The organism is Streptomyces mangrovi (assembly GCF_900114215.1).
GTDB lineage: Bacteria > Actinomycetota > Actinomycetes > Streptomycetales > Streptomycetaceae > Streptomyces > Streptomyces barkulensis.
On the sequence record NZ_FOSG01000008.1, the window covers coordinates 85395 to 103327 of the forward strand.

At 73.1% G+C, this 17933-nt stretch carries 16 protein-coding genes; 11 read left to right on the forward strand and 5 right to left on the reverse strand.

Annotation, left to right across the window (positions count from 1 at the left end; genetic code table 11):
• Window positions 1–23: 23 nt before the first annotated feature.
• Window positions 24–1283, reverse strand: coding sequence for a PP2C family protein-serine/threonine phosphatase (locus tag BM237_RS13305; RefSeq protein ID WP_093849821.1), 1260 nt, complete (start codon window positions 1281–1283; stop codon window positions 24–26).
• A 347-nt stretch (window positions 1284–1630) separates the two neighbouring features.
• Between BM237_RS13305 and BM237_RS13310 the strand changes: the two genes are divergently transcribed.
• The 7 genes from BM237_RS13310 (at window position 1631) to BM237_RS13335 (ending at window position 8186) form a co-directional block, all read left to right on the forward strand.
• Entirely contained in the window at window positions 1631–3127 is a 1497-nt protein-coding gene (locus tag BM237_RS13310; RefSeq protein ID WP_093849822.1) for an MFS transporter, read from the forward strand.
• A gap of 42 nt (window positions 3128–3169) precedes the next feature.
• Entirely contained in the window at window positions 3170–3310 is a 141-nt protein-coding gene (locus BM237_RS29295) for a hypothetical protein (protein ID WP_158238965.1), read from the forward strand.
• Window positions 3307–3699 (forward strand): type II toxin-antitoxin system death-on-curing family toxin, encoded by a 393-nt coding sequence (locus BM237_RS13315; protein WP_093849823.1) that lies wholly within the window; start codon window positions 3307–3309, stop codon window positions 3697–3699. The genes BM237_RS29295 and BM237_RS13315 overlap by 4 nt, the downstream gene beginning before the upstream one ends.
• Window positions 3700–3806: 107 nt before the next feature.
• Window positions 3807–5597 carry a DEAD/DEAH box helicase gene (locus BM237_RS13320; protein ID WP_093849824.1) on the forward strand — a complete coding sequence of 597 codons (1791 nt, stop codon included), beginning with the start codon at window positions 3807–3809 and terminating at the stop codon, window positions 5595–5597.
• A gap of 439 nt (window positions 5598–6036) precedes the next feature.
• Window positions 6037–6681, forward strand: a complete 645-nt coding sequence (locus tag BM237_RS13325) for an IclR family transcriptional regulator (RefSeq protein ID WP_093849825.1) — start codon at window positions 6037–6039, stop codon at window positions 6679–6681.
• Window positions 6682–6737: 56 nt separating this feature from the next.
• Window positions 6738–7538: a S16 family serine protease gene (locus BM237_RS13330; RefSeq protein ID WP_093849826.1), complete on the forward strand. Its 801-nt coding sequence runs from the start codon at window positions 6738–6740 to the stop codon at window positions 7536–7538.
• A gap of 72 nt (window positions 7539–7610) precedes the next feature.
• A complete protein-coding gene (locus BM237_RS13335; RefSeq protein WP_093849827.1) occupies window positions 7611–8186 on the forward strand; it encodes an RDD family protein in 576 nt (191 codons plus the stop codon).
• 118 nt (window positions 8187–8304) lie between these two features.
• On the opposite strand, the gene hppD is transcribed toward BM237_RS13335, so the two are convergent.
• Window positions 8305–9447, reverse strand: coding sequence for a 4-hydroxyphenylpyruvate dioxygenase (gene hppD / locus BM237_RS13340; RefSeq protein WP_093849828.1), 1143 nt, complete (start codon window positions 9445–9447; stop codon window positions 8305–8307).
• Between the two features lie 123 nt (window positions 9448–9570).
• On the opposite strand from hppD, the gene BM237_RS13345 reads away from it, so the two are divergent.
• Complete coding sequence (locus BM237_RS13345) at window positions 9571–10056, forward strand: Lrp/AsnC family transcriptional regulator (protein ID WP_093849829.1); 486 nt, start codon at window positions 9571–9573, stop codon at window positions 10054–10056.
• Between the two features lie 199 nt (window positions 10057–10255).
• The gene (locus BM237_RS13350) at window positions 10256–11947 is read left to right on the forward strand and encodes an RDD family protein (protein WP_093849830.1); all 1692 of its coding nucleotides are present in this window, start codon (window positions 10256–10258) and stop codon (window positions 11945–11947) included.
• Window positions 11948–12181: 234 nt separating this feature from the next.
• Here BM237_RS13350 and BM237_RS13355 read toward each other — a convergent pair whose 3' ends face one another.
• Complete coding sequence (locus BM237_RS13355; RefSeq protein WP_093849831.1) at window positions 12182–12457, reverse strand: hypothetical protein; 276 nt, start codon at window positions 12455–12457, stop codon at window positions 12182–12184.
• Window positions 12458–12812: 355 nt separating this feature from the next.
• Here BM237_RS13355 and BM237_RS13360 point away from each other — a divergent pair, with 355 nt between their 5' ends.
• Together BM237_RS13360 and BM237_RS13365 are read left to right on the forward strand one after the other, a co-directional pair.
• Window positions 12813–15188: an immune inhibitor A domain-containing protein gene (locus BM237_RS13360; protein ID WP_245793601.1), complete on the forward strand. Its 2376-nt coding sequence runs from the start codon at window positions 12813–12815 to the stop codon at window positions 15186–15188.
• 181 nt (window positions 15189–15369) lie between these two features.
• Entirely contained in the window at window positions 15370–15741 is a 372-nt protein-coding gene (locus BM237_RS13365; protein WP_093850013.1) for a hypothetical protein, read from the forward strand.
• 45 nt (window positions 15742–15786) lie between these two features.
• On the opposite strand, the gene BM237_RS13370 is transcribed toward BM237_RS13365, so the two are convergent.
• Window positions 15787–16380: an isochorismatase family protein gene (locus BM237_RS13370; RefSeq protein ID WP_093849833.1), complete on the reverse strand. Its 594-nt coding sequence runs from the start codon at window positions 16378–16380 to the stop codon at window positions 15787–15789.
• 218 nt (window positions 16381–16598) lie between these two features.
• Window positions 16599–17933 carry a nicotinate phosphoribosyltransferase gene (locus tag BM237_RS13375; protein ID WP_093849834.1) on the reverse strand — a complete coding sequence of 445 codons (1335 nt, stop codon included), beginning with the start codon at window positions 17931–17933 and terminating at the stop codon, window positions 16599–16601.

Sequence of the window (17933 nt, forward strand, 5' to 3'; positions counted from 1 at the left end):
CATCCCTCCGGCCCCGGCGGTGCTCAGCTCCGGGGGCGGGGGAACAGGGCGGGGGAGGCCTGGGTGAGGCTGGCGCCGGTGTGCGCGTCGCGGCGCACCGGCTCGGGCCCGTACCAGTCCAGGCACATCACGGTCGCGTCGTCCTTCAGCTCGCCTCTGTTGGCGTCCAGGACCGCCATGGTCATGATCTGGGTCGCCTCGCGCGGATGGAGCTCCTGGGTGTCCTTGAGCAGCGCGGGCAGGTCGACGAGCCGGGATCGGCGGTCCAGCATCCCGTCGGTGAGGATGGCCAGCCGGTCGCCCGGCCGCAGCTCCATCCCCTGCACCTCGTACGGGCGCCGCGAGGGGACCCCGAAGGGCAGGTTGATCTTCAGCCCGACCTCCTCCACCCTGCCGTCCCGCAGCAGCAGGGGCCAGGGGTGGCCCGCGTTGACGAGCGAGACCCGTCCGTCGCGCAGGCACACCCGCAGCAGCAGCCCCGTCGCCATGGCGCCGCCGCTGTGGTCGACCATGGCCCGGTGGGCCCGCCGCGCCTGCTCGGCCAGGTCGCGGCCCGCCCGGCGCGCGCCCCGCAGGGCGCCGACCAGCAGGGTGGCGAGCATGGCGGCGTTCACCTCGTGGCCCATGGCGTCGGTGACGGACAGGTGCAGGGTGTCGCGGTCCAGGGCGTAGTCGAAGGTGTCGCCGCCGACGTTGCCCGCCGGCTCCAGCGCTCCGGCCACCGCGAACTGCGCGGCCTCGCACGACAGCGAGGAGGGCAGCAGATTGTGCTGGATCTCGGCGGCCAGGCTGAGCGGGGCCGTCCGCTGCCCCCACTGGTAGAGGTCGGTGAAGCGCTGGTTGGCGATGACGATGTAGGCCAGGGTGTGGGCGGCCCGGCTGATCTCCCGCAGCGTCCTGCGGTCCGGATCGGCCGGAACGCGTACCTCCAGCAGTCCGATGGAGTCCCCGCGGTTGGTGACCGGGGCGATCACCCGCTGCCCGCTGTCCCCGTCGACGGAGCCGGCCAGTCGCAGCCGCTGGGTGCGGATCACGTCGCCGTAGACGGTCCCGAACAGCGGGACGGTCTCCGTGCTCTCGCCCGTCCCGACCTCGCCCGCCGTGCTCATCCGCACCACCGACTGCCGTGCCAGGTCGGTGATGAGGAACGACACCGAGGTCGCGCCGAAGCGCCGCTTGAGTTCCCGGGCCACCACGTCGACGGACTCCACCGGCGACGCGGCCTCCGCCGCCGCCAGGATCCCCGTATGGGTGCCCCGTTCGGTGTCGTACTCGACCGTCATCGTCAACTCCCCTCGCCGGAACACGCTCGTTCCGGGCCGTCATCGGCGCGCTCCGGCCCTCCACCCCGGATGCCGCGCCCGTCAAGATCCGCTGCCGTCTCTCCTGTGGTCCGTATGCCCCGGCTTTCCGTTTCAGTGCGCGCGGCCCTGCGACCGGCCGTGCGGCGGGCCCTGCGACCGGTCGTGCGGGCGGTCGTGCGGGCGTCCCCGGAGCGGGGCGAACCGCCCGGGAACGCGCTCCTTCGGGCCGGCGGAAGACCCCCTCCCGGAGACCTGGGGCCGAAGGACGAGCCGGTCACCGCCCTATGACAGGCGCCAGTGTCGGAGACGGGCCTTACTCTGAGCGCATGACCGCACTCGACGACGAGCTCGACGGCCCCCCGGGCGGGGACCTCGGCACAGTGGCCCCCGTCACCCCCGTCCTCACCCCGGTGCCCACACCGGAGGCGGACGGCGGAGTGCTCGGCCGCACCTACCGGGCGCTGACCCTGGGCATCGTCTCCGTCGTCCTCCTCATCGCCTTCGAGGCGACGGCCGTCGGCACGGCCATGCCCGTCGCCGCCGACCGGCTCGACGGGGTGTCGCTGTACGCCTTCGCCTTCTCCGCGTACTTCACCACCAGCCTGCTGGGCATGGTCGCCGCCGGCCAGTGGTGCGACCGCAGCGGGCCGTCGGCGTCGCTGGCCGCCGGGATCGGGTCCTTCGCCGTCGGGCTGCTGCTGTCGGGCACGGCGGTGCAGATGTGGGTCTTCGTCCTCGGCCGCGCGGTGCAGGGCATCGGCGGCGGCCTGGTGATCGTCGCGCTGTACGTCACCGTCGGCCGTGCCTACCCCGAGCGGCTGCGGCCCACGGTGATGGCCGCCTTCGCGGCCTCCTGGGTGATCCCGGCCGTCGTCGGGCCGCTGATCGCCGGCACGGTCACCGAGCAGCTCGGCTGGCGCTGGGTGTTCCTGGGCATCCCCGCCCTGGTCGTCCTGCCCATCGCGGTCATGCTGCCGCCCCTGCGGCGGGCCGCCGCGGGGCCGCCGCCCGGCGGTGCGAGGCCGCCGGACCGCCGGCTGCTGCGGCTGGCGGTGGCGGTGTCGCTGGGGGCCGGACTGCTCCAGTACGCCGGCCAGGACCTGCGCTGGGTCTCCCTGGCCCCGGCCGTGGCCGGGGCGGCCCTGATGGTCCCGGCCGCGCTCGGACTGCTGCCGCGCGGCACGTTCCGCGCCGCGCGCGGGCTGCCGACGGTGGTGCTGATGCGCGGCATCGCGGCGGGATCGTTCATCGTGGCGGAGAGCTTCGTTCCGCTGATGCTGGTGAGCCAGCGCGGGCTGTCGGTGACGATGGCCGGCCTCTCCCTCGCGGCGGGCGGCGCGACCTGGGCACTGGGCTCGTTCCTCCAGTCCCGGCCCTTCGCCGAGGCGCACCGGGAGCGGCTGGTGCGGTACTGCATGGTGCTGGTGACGGCGGGGATCGCGGCCACGCCGCTGGTGCTGCTGGAGTCCGTGCCGGTGTGGACGGCGGCGATCGCGCAGGCGGTGGGCTGCTTCGGGATGGGCGTGGTGATCTCGTCCACGAGCGTGCTGCTGCTGAAGCTGTCGAAGCCGGAGGAGGCGGGCGCCAACTCCGCCGCCCTCCAGCTGAGCGACGGGCTGTCCAACATCGTGCTGCTCGCCGCCTGCGGCGCGCTCTTCGCGGGGCTGGGCGGCGGCGCGGTGTCGGTGGGGCACGGCGCGGGACAGGCGGCGGGCGCCGCCTCGGCCTCCCATCCGGCGGCGTTCGTGGCGGTCTACCTCCCGGCGGCGGCGGTCGCCCTGGCGGGCGCCCTGGTGGCGGGGCGGCTGCGGGCGGGGAGGTGAAACCATGTGCGCGCGGCACCGTTCGACCCATAGCGTTGAGCCATGAAGACGAACCGCGGCGCCGCAGGACGCCTTCGGACTTCCGCCGAGCCGGGCGAGCGCGCCTCCCGCGAGAAGGCGGTGCGCGAGACGGCCGGCCGCGAGGCCGCCAGGTGGCGTGAGCTTCTGGAGCGGCTGAAGTGAGTTTCTTCCACCTCACCCCCGAAGAGGTCCTGACCGTCACCGAATACGCCTGCGACGACATGCGGGTGGCCGTGCGCGACGCTGGCCTGCTGGAATCGGCGGCGCACCGTCCCGCGGCCTCGGCGTTCGGCGAGGAGGTGTACCCGGACGTGTTCGGCAAGGCCGGGGCCCTGCTCCAGGCGCTGGCGATCAACCATCCGTTCGTCGACGGCAACAAGCGGACGGCGTGGCTGTCGTGCGTGACGTTCCTGTCGCTGAACGGCGAGCGGCTGCGTCCCGACATCGACGCCGCCGAGGAACTGGTGATCGCGGTGGCGACCGGGGAACTGGACGACGCCCGGCTGATCGGCGAGCGGCTGCGCCTGCTGCGGGACACCGCCGATCTGTGATGTGGACCGCACCCCGGTCCGCTCCCCGGGATGTCACCCGGATGGCGGACCGGGCGCCCCGGTAGTCTGACGCGGTTGCCGATCGCCGACCCAGTTCAGCGGAGACCGTGACTACCACGACCACGTCCCACCACCTCTCGCCCGCGTTCCCCGGCCGCGCCCCCTGGGGCACGGCGGGCAAGCTGCGCGCCTGGCAGCAGGCCGCGATGGACTCGTACCTCGAGAAGCAGCCGCGCGACTTCCTCGCCGTCGCGACCCCGGGCGCGGGAAAGACCACCTTCGCCCTCACCCTGGCCTCCTGGCTGCTGCACCACCACGTCGTGCAGCAGGTGACGGTCGTCGCGCCGACCGAGCACCTGAAGAAGCAGTGGGCCGAGGCGGCGGCGAGAGTGGGCATCAAACTGGATCCCGAGTACAGCGCGGGCCCGCTGGGCCGGGAGTACCACGGGGTCGCGGTGACGTACGCCGGCGTCGGGGTGCGCCCGATGCTGCACCGCAACCGCTGCGAGCAGCGCAAGACGCTGGTCATCCTGGACGAGATCCACCACGCCGGCGACACCCGCTCCTGGGGCGAGGCGTGCTTCGAGGCGTTCGAGCCCGCCACCCGCCGCCTCGCCCTGACCGGTACGCCCTTCCGCTCGGACACCAATCCCATCCCGTTCGTCACCTATGCCGAGGACGGCGAGGGGATCCGCCGCTCGGTGGCCGACTACACCTACGGCTACGGCAAGGCGCTCGCCGACGGCGTCGTGCGCCCGGTGATCTTCCTGTCCTACAGCGGCAACATGCGCTGGCGCAGCAAGGCGGGCGACGAGCTGGAGGCCAGGCTCGGCGAGCCGATGACCAAGGACGCCGTCTCCCAGGCCTGGCGCACCGCGCTCGACCCGCGCGGCGACTGGATGCCCAGCGTGCTGCGCGCGGCCGACACCCGGCTGTCGGAGGTCCGCAAGGCGATCCCGGACGCGGGCGGGCTGGTGATCGCCGCCGACCAGGACTCGGCGCGCGCCTACGCCAAGCTGATCCGCGAGATCACCGGCAGCGCCGCGACCGTCGTGCTCTCCGACGACACGGGCGCGTCCAAGCGGATCGAGGAGTTCAGCGGATCCGAGGACCGATGGATGGTCGCGGTGCGCATGGTCTCCGAGGGCGTGGACGTCCCCCGCCTGGCGGTCGGGGTGTACGCCACGACCATCTCCACGCCGCTGTTCTTCGCCCAGGCCGTCGGCCGCTTCGTGCGTTCCCGGCGGCGCGGCGAGACCGCCTCGGTCTTCCTGCCGACCATCCCCATGCTGCTGGGCTTCGCGCACGAGATGGAGGTCGAGCGCGACCACGTCCTGGACAAGCCCAGGAAGAGCGGGGAGGACGCTGACCCGTACGCGGAGGAGGCCGACCTCCTCAAGGAGGCCGAGCGGCAGCAGGACGAGGACACCGGCGAGCAGGACCAGCTGCCCTTCGAGGCGCTGGAGTCGGACGCGGTCTTCGACCGGGTGATGTACGACGGCGCCGAGTTCGGGATGCAGGCCCACCCCGGCAGCGAGGAGGAGCAGGACTACCTGGGCATCCCCGGGCTGCTGGAGCCGGACCAGGTGCAGATGCTGCTCCAGAAGCGGCAGGCGCGGCAGATCGCGCACAGCCGCCGCAAGCCGGACGCCGAGGCCGACCTGCTGGAGACGCCCGCCGAGAAGCGCCCGGTGGTCACGCACAAGGAGATGCTGGAGATGCGCCGGCAGCTCAACTCGCTGGTCGGCGCGTACTCCCACCAGAGCGGCAAGCCGCACGGCGTGGTCCACACCGAGCTGCGCCGGGTCTGCGGCGGGCCGCCCACCGCCGAGGCGACGGCCGGACAGCTCCAGCAGCGGATCGCCAAGGTGCGCGAGTGGGCCACCCGGATGCGGTGACGCGGGCGGGCCCGGGGACGGGGGACGAAGGGCAGGGGCGTGGAGGGCGCGGACCGCGGTCCGCGCCCTCCACGCATTCCGCACGCCCCGTACCGCCCGGTAGACGCCATGAGCGCGGTTGTGTGCATCTGTGCGCTATGCGCATAGATGTGGGAGCGTACCCACGCCGGGGCCGGGCCGCTGTGACCTGCTGCTGTACGCAATGCGGATAAACCGTGCCAGCCGCGCCCGGATTCTGGACAGAGTCTTCCGGACGGCGGACGGGATCGCTAGGTTTCCCGTCACGCACACGCCCCGTGGCAGCGCCGCCTCGGAGCGCAGCCGGTGCGGCCCGCCAAGCGACCGGCGGCTCGCCGGGAACAGCACGCGCGCCGCCGACGGGACCGGCGGCGCATCTCCCGGAACGGAGTCGTCGGCACACAACCGAGGAGGGGGCGTCGTGACCGCGGAGACATCTCAGACGCTCGACCGGGGACTGCGCGTCCTCAAACTGCTCGCCGACACCGACCACGGCCTGACCGTCACCGAGCTCTCCAGCAAGCTCGGGGTCAACCGGACGGTCGTCTACCGACTGCTCGCCACACTGGAGCAGCACTCCCTGGTGCGCCGGGACCTGGGCGGCCGGGCCCGTGTCGGGCTCGGGGTGCTGCGGCTGGGGCGGCAGGTCCATCCGCTGGTGCGTGAGGCGGCCCTGCCCGCGCTGCGGGCGCTGGCCGAGGACGTGGGCGCCACCGCGCACCTGACGCTGGTCGACGGCAACGAGGCCCTGGCCGTCGCGGTCGTCGAGCCGACCTGGACCGACTACCACGTCGCCTACCGCACCGGTTTCCGCCACCCGCTCGACAAGGGCGCGGCGGGGCGCGCGATCCTCGCCGGGCGCCGCCCGGACCGGGACCTGGAGGACGGCTACGTCCTCACCCGCGGCGAGCTGGAGGCCGGAGCCTGCGGCGCCGCCGCACCGCTGCTGGGGGTCAGCGGCATCGAGGGCAGCGTCGGCGTGGTGATGCTGTCGGAGTCGGTGCCGCAGAAGGTGGGGCCCCGTGTGGTGCAGGCGGCGCAGGAGGTCGCCGACTTCCTCCGTTAGCGGCCGGCGGAGCCCGGCCGACGCGCGCGGGGCGGCGGTGAACTAGATTCACCCCCATGCCGGCTCCGTCCTCCCGTACCCAGGCCCTCGCGATCTGCGGGACGCTCGTCGCGGCGCTGTTCGCGGTCGCCGCGTTTCTCCCGCTGCCGTTCTCGGTCGCCCAGCCCGGGATCACCGCGGACGTCCTGGGCGAGTACCGGGGCAGGCAGGTCATCACCGTCGACGGGGCCGGCGACCCCGGTGGCGGCGACCCCGGAGCGGACGAGTCGGAGGGGCGGCTGCTGGCGACCACCATCGCGGCGACGGCGCCGGACACGACCGTGCGGCTGGCCGACGTGGTGGACGCCTGGTTCGAAACCGACCGCGCGGTGATGCCGCGCGACTCGGTCTACCCGGTCGGCGACGACGCCGAGGAGATCGAGGAGCACACCACCGCCCAGATGGAGCAGTCGCAGGCGGAGGCGGTGACGGCCGCACTGCGCCAGCTGGGCAGGTCCGCCGACGAGGTCGAGGTGGAGCTGCGACTCGCGGACGTCGGCGGCCCCAGCGCCGGGCTGGTGTTCGCACTCGGGGTCGTCGACGAGATCGACGACGGCGACCTCACCGGCGGCCGTACGATCGCCGGAACCGGCACCATCACCGCACGCGGCGAGGTCGGGCCGGTCGGCGGCGTCCCGCTCAAGACCCAGGCGGCGGCGCGCGACGGCGCCACCGTCTTCCTGGTCCCCGAGGCGGAGTGCGACGACGCGCGGACCGAACTCCCCGAGGGCCTGCGCCTGGTGCCCGTCACCACCCTGGAGGGCGCGCTGAACGCGCTGAGGGCGCTGCGGGACGGCGGCCACGTACCGGGCTGCTGAGTCCTCCGGAAGCCGGCGGGCGCGGTGGGGGGCGGTTTGGCGGTGGGGGAGGGCGCTGCTTGGATACAGGCCATGAGCCACCCGACGCCTCCGCCTCCCCACATACCGCCCCACACGCCCCCGCCCGACCTCCCCGGACAGCCCGGCCCCTCCGGGCCGTACGCCTACGCGCCCCCGCCGTACGCCTACGCGCCGCCGCCGCTGCCGGGCCCGCCGCCGGAACTGGTGGCCCCGCTGGGCAGACGCTTCCTGGCGAAGCTGGTGGACGCACTGGTCATGGCGGCGATCGTGGCCGGGATCACCGTGCCGTGCGCCGTGCACCTGGAGACCGACCCCGAGGGCGTGACGGAGGGGCTGGCCATCACCGGCATCATCTTCTCGCTCCTCTTCGCCTTCCTCCTCTACGACCCCGCCCTCACCGCCACCGGCGGCACCGTGGGGAAGCGGCTGTGCGGGCTGAAGGTGGCGCGCGTCGAGACCGGCGAGCAGGTGGGTTTCGGGGCCGCGCTGGGGCGCCATCTGATGGCGGGGCTCATCAACAACGCGATGTGCGTGCCGCTCGCCTACCTGTGGTGCACCTGGGACAAGCCCTTCCACCAGGGGCTGCACGACAAGATCGTGCGCACCGTGGTGGTCCGCACCAGGTGACGGGCCTGACGGCGGAGCGCGGTGCCGCGCCCGGAAACGGGCCGCGGCCCCGCCGTCGGGGAGGCGGGGCCGCGGGGTGCGCGCGCTGTGCGCGGCACGGGGAGCGGGAGGCCGCGGCTCAGAGGTTGCCGCGCCGCTCCTGCTCGCGCTCGATGGCCTCGAACAGGGCCTTGAAGTTGCCCTTGCCGAAGCCCATGGAGCCGTGGCGCTCGATCATCTCGAAGAACACCGTCGGACGGTCCTGGACCGGCTTGGTGAAGATCTGCAGCAGGTAGCCGTCCTCGTCGCGGTCGGCGAGGATCTTCAGCTCGCGCAGCTCCTCGATCGGCACCCGGGTCTCGCCGACCCACTCGCCCAGGGTGTCGTAGTAGGAGTCGGGGGTGTCCAGGAACTCCACACCGGCGGCGCGCATGGCCCGCACGGTGGCGACGATGTCGTTGGTGGCGAGCGCGATGTGCTGCACGCCCGGACCGCCGTAGAACTCCAGGTACTCGTCGATCTGCGACTTCTTCTTCGCGATCGCGGGCTCGTTGAGCGGGAACTTCACCTTGCGCTTCCCGTCGGCCACGACCTTGGACATCAGCGCGGAGTACTCGGTGGCGATGTCGTCGCCCACGAACTCCTTCATGTTGGTGAAGCCCATGACCTTGTTGTAGAAGGTCACCCACTCGTCCATCTTCCCCAGCTCGACGTTGCCGACGCAGTGGTCGATGGCCTGGAAGAAGCGGGGGCCGGGCTCGGTGATCGGCTTCGCCGCGGTGAAACCGGGCAGGTAGGGGCCGTCGTAGCCGGAACGCTCCACCAGGGTGTGACGGGTCTCGCCGTAGGTGGCGATGGCGGCCAGCACGACGGTGCCGTGCTCGTCCTTGACCTCGTGGGGCTCCTCCAGGCCGGTGGCGCCGTGCTCGATCGCGTAGGCGTACGCGGCCCGCGCGTCCGGCACCTCGATGGCCAGGTCGATCACGCCGTCGCCGTGCGCGGCGACATGCTCGGCGAGGAACCGGCCGCGCTCGGTGGCCGGCTTGATGACTGACGTGAGGACGAAGCGGGCGGAGCCCGACTCCAGGACGTAGGAGGCGGTCTCGCGGTTGCCGTTCTCGGGGCCGGAGTAGGCCACGAGCTTCATGCCGAAGGCCGTGGAGTAGTAGTGCGCGGCCTGCTTGGCGTTGCCCACGGCGAAGACGACCGCGTCCATCCCCTTCACCGGGAAGGGGTCGGCCTGCCGGGCGGTGCTGGGGGTGTTGTGCATGGTCTCAGTCATGGCCGCAGGCTCCCGCTGTTCCACAAGATGCGCAATAGTTCATGCGAATACTGAGCAATCTGTACAGTGATTTCCCGGCCATGCCGGGCGATCTGTACAGGATGACCATCAGGGAGGCAGATCATGGGCATCGACGAGCTGGACGGCCGGCTGCTGGAGCTGCTCGCCGCCGAGCCGCGCATCGGCGTGCTGGAGGCCTCCCGCCGCCTGGGAGTGGCCCGGGGCACCGTGCAGGCGCGGCTGGACCGGCTGCAGGGCGGCGGGGTGATCCGAGGCTTCGGGCCCGACGTCGACCCCGCTGCCATCGGCTACCCGGTCACCGCCTTCGCCACGCTGGAGATCCGGCAGGGGCAGGGCCGCGACGTACGGGCGCATCTGGCGACCGTCCCCGAGGTGCTGGAACTGCACACCATCACCGGCCGCGGCGACATGCTCTGCCGTCTGGTGGCCCGCTCCAACGCCGACCTCCAGCGGGTGATCGACAAGGTGGTCGGGTTCGAGGGCATCGTGCGGGCCTCCACGGCCATCGTCATGGAGAACCCGGTGCCGCTGCGGATCGTCCCGCTGGTGCGCCAGGCGGCCAGGGACGCCGGACGGCCCGCCTCCTGACGCGCTGTCATGGATCCGGGGGTCCGCGGAGGAGACGACGGGGGGTTCGGTGTCGCTGGATGGGGGTGGGGTCGCCGATGGCCGGGGCGAGGGGTGTCCCGTCTCTGGTAGATGTGGAGCCAGCGCTCCCCGGCCCACGCCGCCGGACGGGGAGCGGCACACGCCACAGCGACGGCCGAGCAGATACGGGACCGGACACATGAGCGCCCCTCCGTCAGCATCCGCCAACGGCAGCCCGGGTCCGGGCTACTACCCCGATCCGTCCATTCCGGGATACATCCGCTACTGGAACGGCGCCGCGTGGGTGCCGGGAACGAGCCGCCCCGAGCCCCGCGAGGGCGAGCCGACGCCCGCCGCGCCCCCGGGGGTCGTGGTGCAGGCCCCGCCCGCGCCCGCCGCCCCCGCCGCCCCCGCGGCCGGCTCCCCGGTGCCCGCCGCGCCCGCCGTGCCCTCCGCTCCCTCCGCGTCGGCCGAGTCCCCGCAGGAGGAGACGGGCCCGGTCTTCCTGGACGAGGAGGGGACCGCGGACGCCGGGGGCCGGGCCCGGCCCCCGGCGTCCGCTCCGGGCGACTCCCTGCCCCGACTGCGCGGACGCGGCGAGGTGGAGATCCGCCCGGGGGACCGGGCGGCCGCCTGGAACGACCCCTCCCGGCCGCACGGCGGACCCGAGCCCGCGTCCGTCTGGCAGGCCGACGCCGCCCGGCAGGCGGGCTTCGACGGGGAGCGGGACGGCCGCGTCTCCTGGGGCACGGGCAGTCCGGTCGAGGGGGCGGCCCCGGCCGCACCGGCACTGGGCGCGGGCCGTGCTCCGCAGGCGCTGGGACCGGGCCCGGACCCGCGCGGCGGGAACGCGCAGCCGCGCGACGAGGGCACCGTGCGGATGCGGCCCGTACGTCCCGAGGGCACTGGCACAGCCCCGGCGGCGGGCGGACGGCCCGTCAGGCCCGGGGACACCGTGGGGCTGGGGGGTACGGAGGCGCCCGCGGCGGGAGCTTTGGCCGTACCGGCGCCGGCCGCGCCCGCGGCGCCCGTGCCCGCGCCCGCCGATCCGGCAGGTCCCGCCGCTCCCGTCACGCCCGCCGGTCCCGCGTCCGGGCAGCCCTCCTGGACACGGCAGGTGCACGAACTGGCCCAGCGTGCCCCCGCGTCCGCCGACCCGGCCCCCGCACCGCACGCCCCCGCACCGCACGCCCCCGCACCGCACGCCCCCGTCCCGCACGCCCCCGTCCCGCACGCGTCCGTCCCGCACGCGTCCGTCCCGCACGCGTCCGCTCCCGCCGTGCCGCAGCAGCAGTCGCCGGCCGGGCGGCCCGGCGGCCCGGAGCAGGTCGTACCCTGGCGCCCCCCGGCCGACGACCCCTTCCTGCGGGCCGCCCGGCGGCAGGCACGCCCCGCCGGGCTCGGACGCCGGCTGGGCGCCCGTGTGGTGGACGGTGTCCTCACCGCGGCGGTGGCCGCGGCGGTGGCCCTCCCGTTCGCCGGCCCCAGCGCCGAGCACTTCCGCGAGCAGGTGGAGGCGGCCGAACGGGCCGGTGAGACACGGCAGATCTGGCTGGTCGACGGCACCACCGGCGTCTACCTGGCGATCGTGCTCGGCGCCCTGCTGGTGTTCGGACTCCTCTACGAGGTACTTCCCACCGCCCGGTGGGGCCGCACGCTCGGCAAGAAGCTGTTCGGCGTTCGGGTGCTCGACATCGAGGAGCAGGACGCCCCCTCCTTCGGCGCCGCGCTGCGCCGCTGGCTGGTGTACGGACTGCTGGCGCCGCTGGGCGTCGGCGTGGTCAACGTCCTGTGGTGCCTGTTCGACCGGCCGTGGCGGCAGTGCTGGCACGACAAGGCGGCGCGCACCTTCGTGGCACGCGGCACCGAGGAGTCCGGACCGCTCGGATGACGCCCGGGGCCAGAGCGCCCCAGGTCCCCCGAACGGCCCGTCCCTGATGCGCGGCGGGCCCCGGCGCGGTCGACTCCGAGCATGAGATACGCGAAGGCCTGCCGGATACGGAGGCCGTGCCGGACGCCAGGGCCCCACCGCCCTGGGGAGGGCGGTGCGGGCGGAGGCGCCTACGGCGGGAGCTTTGGCCGTACCGGCGCCGGGCGCACCCGCGGCTCCCGTGCCCCGGCCGGATCAGCGGCGCGAGGAGGTCTCCGCCAGGCGTCGGCCGCCGTCGGCGGTCTCCGCGCCGCGCTGCGCGGGCACCGCGCCGGTCACCGGACGCGGGGCCCCTGAGGGGCGGCGGCCGGACACCCTGACCGCGACGAGCAGTCCGAGTGCGAGCGACGCACTCGCGACGACCGCGATCCCCGCTCCCGAACGCGCCTGCGACACCAGTAGCATCGCGAGAGCCGAGAGGATGACGGTGGCCGAACCGTAGGCGAGCTGTGCGGGATTCGGACGCGGCATGACGGAATCCGTCCTCCGGGATCGGTGGTTGACCGGGGGCGAGGCCGCCGGACGGCGAACGTGGTCCGTCGAACGACTCTACGATGCCGGATGCCCGTACAAGGCCGCGGGTAAGCACGACCTGACCCACCGCCACCGACACGCCGATGCACAGGGGGCGCACGGAATCACGCCGCGACCGTACTGTCATCGGCCGCTACCGTCCGGTCTCCGGACTCCGCAACTGGCTAGTCGGACAACGTACTTGCGTGGCGTGTTCAAATCAAGGGCTGTTTTTTCGGCCGCCGCTCATGTCGAATGCCTCCACACGTGTGCACACACGTGCCATGGCCATGCATGGGGAGGGCAATACCTAGTGAAGAGCCAACGGAGGACGATCAGATCCGCCGCCCTGGCCACGACGGTCGCCGTCATAGGGGCGACCTTTCTGACCGCCGGCACCGCCTACGCCGGTGAGGGCACCGCACCCGACGGCCGTGACCCGGCCGCCGCGGAGCACGGCGACCACGCCAAGGACGGGCACAAGCACGGCAAGGGCAAGGACGGCAAGCACGTCGACCACGACCTGCCCGGCCCGCTCACCAAGAAGCAGCGCTCCCAGCGCCTCGCCGCTCTCGAGCGGCTCGCCTCCGGCCAGAAGCCCGTGACCAAGAACGGCTCCAAGGTCATGAAGCTCGGCGACGACAAGTACGTCGAGATGGAGCAGACCAAGACCGACAAGATCTTCACCATCCTCATCGAGTTCGGTGACAAGATCGACCCGCAGTACGGGGGCACCCCCGGCCCGCTGCACAACCAGATCGCCGAGCCCGACCGCGAGACGGACAACACCACGCTGTGGAAGGAGGACTTCAGCCAGGAGCACTTCGAGGAGATCTACTTCGGAGAGGGCGAGGGCTCGCTCAAGACGTACTACGAGACCCAGTCCTCCGGTAAGTACTCCGTCGACGGCATGGTCTCCGACTGGGTCAAGATCGACTACAACGAGGCCCGCTACGGCAACAACGCCTGCGGCCAGAGCACCTGCAACACCGTCTGGGACGCCGTCCGTGACGGTGTGAACCAGTGGGTGGCCGACCAGAAGGCCGCCGGCAGCACCACCGAGGAGATCAAGGCCCAGCTCGCCGAGTACGACGTGTGGGACCGCTACGACCACGACGGCGACGGCGACTTCAACGAGCCCGACGGCTACCTCGACCACTTCCAGTTCGTCCACGCGGGCGAGGACGAGTCGGCCGGCGGCGGCGCGCAGGGCGAGGACGCCATCTGGGCCCACCGCTGGTACGCCTACGGCACCGACTACGGCAGGACCGGCCCCGACTTCAACAAGGCCGGCGGCACCGAGATCGGCGACACCGGCATCTGGGTCGGCGACTACACCGTGCAGCCCGAGAACGGCGGTCTGGGCGTCTTCGCCCACGAGTACGGCCACGACCTCGGCCTGCCGGACCTGTACGACACCGCCGGCGGCGAGAACTCCACGGGTTTCTGGACCCTGATGTCGTCCGGTTCCTGGCTGAACAACGGCACCGACGCCATCGGCGACTGGGCCGGCGAGATGACCGCCTGGGACAAGCTGTCCCTGGGCTGGCTGGACTACGAGACGGCCAAGGCCGCCACCCGGTCCACCCACAAGCTGGGCGTCTCCGCCCACCAGGGCAAGAACCCGCAGGCGCTGATCGTGGAGCTCCCCGAGAAGGAGGTCACGACCGAGGTCGTCGAGCCCGCGGCGGGCGAGAAGCAGTGGTGGAGCGGCAGCGGTGACGACCTGCGCAACTCCCTGACCCGCACCGTCGACCTGACCGGAGCCTCCTCCGCGTCGCTCGACCTCAAGGGCTGGTGGGAGATCGAGGCCGGTTACGACTACCTCTACACCCAGGTCTCCACCGACGGCGGCGCCACCTGGACCGCCCTGGACGGCACCCGCAACGGCGAGCCGCTCGGCAAGGACGCCTCCGGCGCCCCCGCCCTCGACGGCTTCTCCGGCGGCTGGGAGGACCTCTCCTTCCCGCTGGACGCCTACGCCGGCAAGAAGGTCGACCTCCGCTTCCACTACCGCACCGACGGCGGCGTGGCGGAGAAGGGCTTCACCGCCGACGAGATCACCATCACCGCCGACGGCCAGGCGATCGTCACCGACGGCGCCGAGGGCGACGACAACGGTTGGACGGCGAGCGGCTTCTCCCGCATCGGGGCGTCGTTCTCCAATTCCTACCCGCAGTTCTACATCGCCGAGAACCGTCAGTACGTCTCGTACGACAAGACGCTGAAGACCGGCCCGTACAACTTCGGCTGGCAGGACAGCCGCCCGGACTGGGTCGAGCGCTACGCGTACCAGAAGGGTCTGCTGATCTGGCTGTGGGACACCTCGCAGCTGGACAACAACACCAGCGCCCACCCGGGTGAGGGCCTGGTCCTCCCGGTCGACGCCCACCCCAAGGCCGAGAAGTGGGCCGACGGGACGCTGATGCGCAACCGCATCCAGTCCTACGACTCCACCTTCAGCTGGTACCCGACGCGCGGCATGACCCTGCACAAGAACGGCGAGGCCACCAAGGTCCGCTGGAAGCTGGGCAAGCCGTACTTCGACGACCACAGGGGTACGTACTGGGACGAGACCAACCCGACCGCGAGTGTGAAGGTGCCCGACACCAACACCCGCATCTCGATCGTCCACCAGCCGCTCAACGGCAAGACGATCACCGTCCGGGTCGGACCCTCCACCCGGTGACACCCGCATGACGCCCGCGCGACGCCCATTGACGCGGCGTTCGCGCAGGTCACCGCGGTAAGGCAGGAAACGATCGGCCGTCGCCCCCTAGCGGGCGGCGGCCGATCGTGCTGAGAATGCGCGTACCGTCCGAGGGCGGGTCGCCGTTGTTGACGTGGTGTATAACGGGGGAGTGGTGAAGATGGCAGGCGGTGGCTGGACCAGGCTGCCGGACGGCAGCGTGGTCGTGGCGCTCTCCGTGCCCCGGCCGGGGCACGGCGGGCAGCGTGCCCGCTTCCTGGTCCACGCGGTCAACCGGGCCCGCGCCCTGACCCGGCTGAGAAACCTCGGCCTGCGTGCGGTCTACCTGCGCGGCAACGCCGAGCCGCCCACCCCCGACGAGATCAGCGCGGTGCTGCACCACCCCGACGGCCTGGTCTGGCGCCCGGCCCCGCAGCACGGAGTCGCCGGCGCCACCGATGCCACCGGCGCGCCGGCCGGCGACGAGGGCGCGTACGCGGACAGCGGTTTCTGGCGGCCCATAGGCGCCCTGCGCCGCGCCGCGGCGGGCTGAACCCGCCGGCCGCACCGGCGCCCCGGCCGGCGCGGCCCGCCGGATTCAGGCGGAGCGCACCACCGGCTCGCCCGACAGCTCCACACCCGCCCCGCGCATCTCCTCCAGTGCCGGCCCGGTGGTCCGCTCCGCCACCCCGGCCGTCATGCCGAGCAGCACCCGGGTGCGGAAGCCCTCGCGGGCCGCGTCCAGCGCGGTCGCGCGCACGCAGTGGTCGGTGGCGATGCCCACCACGTCCACCTCCGTCACACCGTGGGAGCGCAGCCAGTCGGCGAGCGGGACGCCGTTCTCGTCCTTCCCCTCGAAGCCGCTGTAGGCGGCGGCGTACGCGCCCTTGTCGAAGACCGCGTCGATCGAGCCGGAGGCGACGGCCGGCGCGAAGTTCGGGTGGAAGCCCACGCCCTCGGTCCCGGCCACGCAGTGCGCGGGCCAGGAGTGGCGGAAGTCGGGGTGGTCGGAGAAGTGGTCGCCCGGGGAGACGTGGTGGTCGCGGGTGGCCACCACGTGGCGGTATCCGGCGGTGCTCTGCCCGACGAGGTCGGTGATGGCCGCGGCCACGTCGGCACCCCCCGCCACCGCGAGGCTGCCGCCCTCACAGAAGTCGTTCTGGACGTCTACGACGATCAGGGCCCGGTGCATGGTGCACACCTTTCGGCTGGAGTGACTGTGGCTGGCTGGAACTGACTGCGACTGCGACTGGGGCTGCGACTGGGACCGGCGTACCGGTCGGGACCGGCCGCGACCGGTCGCTGTGGCCGGCCGCGGTCCGCAGGGGGGACGGTGGTGTGGACGGAGGTGTGGACGCATCCGACCTTAGACACCCGGCGTCCGCCGCGGGAGTGCGTGGGCACCGCGCCTCACCCCCCGGTGTACTCGGTGGGCAGGACCGGCTCGCCGCGCGAGAGCTGCGTCGCCGACAGCGGCAGCCCGTCGAGGGCCCGCAGATGCCGCTCGCGGGCCGCCTCCAGCCGCTCGCGCGCCACGATCTCGCCGCCGCGGACCAGGTCCACCGCCAGCAGGTGGTCCGCCAGCTGCGCGGGCACCTCGCCGGTACCGACGACCTCGGCCTCGGCCACGCCGTCCGCGTCCGGCCGCCGGGCGGCCCACTTCACGCCTCCGACCGACAGCTTCCCGCCCATGGACTTCTTCGCCACCGGGCGCAGCGGAGCCCGGGGATCGGAGGAGTCGGCGCGGGCCACCAGCTTGTAGACCATCGAGGCCGTGGGGTGTCCGCTGCCGGTGACCAGCTGGGTGCCCACCCCGTAGGCGTCCACCGGGGCGGCGGCCAGCGAGGCGATGGCGTACTCGTCCAGATCGCTGGTCACGACGATCCTGGTGTCCCGCGCACCCAGCTCGTCGAGCTGCTGCCGCACCCGGTGGGCGAGCAGCAGCAGATCGCCGGAGTCGATGCGCACCGCGCCCAGGCCGGGGCCCGCCACCTCCACGGCGGTGCGGACGGCCTCGGCCACGTCGTAGGTGTCCACCAGGAGCGTGGTGCCGCCGCCCATGGACTCCACCTGTGCGGTGAAGGCGTCCCGTTCGGTGTCGTGCAGCAGGGTGAAGGCGTGGGCGCTGGTGCCGGTGGTGGGGATGCCGTAGCGGAAGCCGGCGGCCAGGTCGGAGGTGGTGGAGAAACCGCCGACGTACGCCGCCCGGGCCGCGGCCACCGCCGACAGCTCGTGGGTGCGGCGCGCGCCCATCTCGATCAGGGGGCGCCCCCGGGCCGCGACGGCCATCCGGGACGCGGCGGCGGCGACGGCCGAGTCGTGGTTGAGGATCGACAGGATCACCGTCTCCAGCAGCACGCACTCGGCGAAGGTGCCCTCCACCCGCATGACGGGCGAGCCGGGGAAGTAGACCTCGCCCTCCGGGTAGCCGCTGATGTCGCCGCGGAAGCGGTAGCCGGCCAGCCACTGAAGGGTCGGCTCGTCCACCACGTCCCGCTCGCGCAGGAACTCCAGGATCTCCGGCTCGAAGCGGAAGTTCGCCACCGCGTCCAGGACCCTTCCGGTGCCCGCCACCACGCCGTAGCGGCGGCCCTCGGGCAGACGGCGGGTGAAGACCTCGAAGACGGAGCGCCGGTCGGCGGTACCGCCGCGCAACGCCGCCTGGACCATGGTCAGTTCGTAGTGGTCGGTGAACAGGGCGGTGGACGGCACGGCGACCGGCAGGCCCAGGTCTGCGGTGTTCAT

Excerpts from the sequence above, each read along its gene's own strand:
- BM237_RS13305 (WP_093849821.1), bottom strand. The coding sequence starts at position 1,283 with ATGACGGTCGAGTACGACACCGAACGGGGCACCCATACGGGGATCCTG.
- BM237_RS13310 (WP_093849822.1), top strand. The coding sequence starts at position 1,631 with ATGACCGCACTCGACGACGAGCTCGACGGCCCCCCGGGCGGGGACCTC.
- BM237_RS29295 (WP_158238965.1), top strand. The coding sequence starts at position 3,170 with ATGAAGACGAACCGCGGCGCCGCAGGACGCCTTCGGACTTCCGCCGAG.
- BM237_RS13330 (WP_093849826.1), top strand. The coding sequence starts at position 6,738 with ATGCCGGCTCCGTCCTCCCGTACCCAGGCCCTCGCGATCTGCGGGACG.
- BM237_RS13335 (WP_093849827.1), top strand. The coding sequence starts at position 7,611 with ATGAGCCACCCGACGCCTCCGCCTCCCCACATACCGCCCCACACGCCC.
- hppD (WP_093849828.1), bottom strand. The coding sequence starts at position 9,447 with ATGACTGAGACCATGCACAACACCCCCAGCACCGCCCGGCAGGCCGAC.
- BM237_RS13345 (WP_093849829.1), top strand. The coding sequence starts at position 9,571 with ATGGGCATCGACGAGCTGGACGGCCGGCTGCTGGAGCTGCTCGCCGCC.
- BM237_RS13350 (WP_093849830.1), top strand. The coding sequence starts at position 10,256 with ATGAGCGCCCCTCCGTCAGCATCCGCCAACGGCAGCCCGGGTCCGGGC.
- BM237_RS13355 (WP_093849831.1), bottom strand. The coding sequence starts at position 12,457 with ATGCCGCGTCCGAATCCCGCACAGCTCGCCTACGGTTCGGCCACCGTC.
- BM237_RS13365 (WP_093850013.1), top strand. The coding sequence starts at position 15,370 with ATGGCAGGCGGTGGCTGGACCAGGCTGCCGGACGGCAGCGTGGTCGTG.
- BM237_RS13370 (WP_093849833.1), bottom strand. The coding sequence starts at position 16,380 with ATGCACCGGGCCCTGATCGTCGTAGACGTCCAGAACGACTTCTGTGAG.
- BM237_RS13375 (WP_093849834.1), bottom strand. The coding sequence starts at position 17,933 with ATGAACACCGCAGACCTGGGCCTGCCGGTCGCCGTGCCGTCCACCGCC.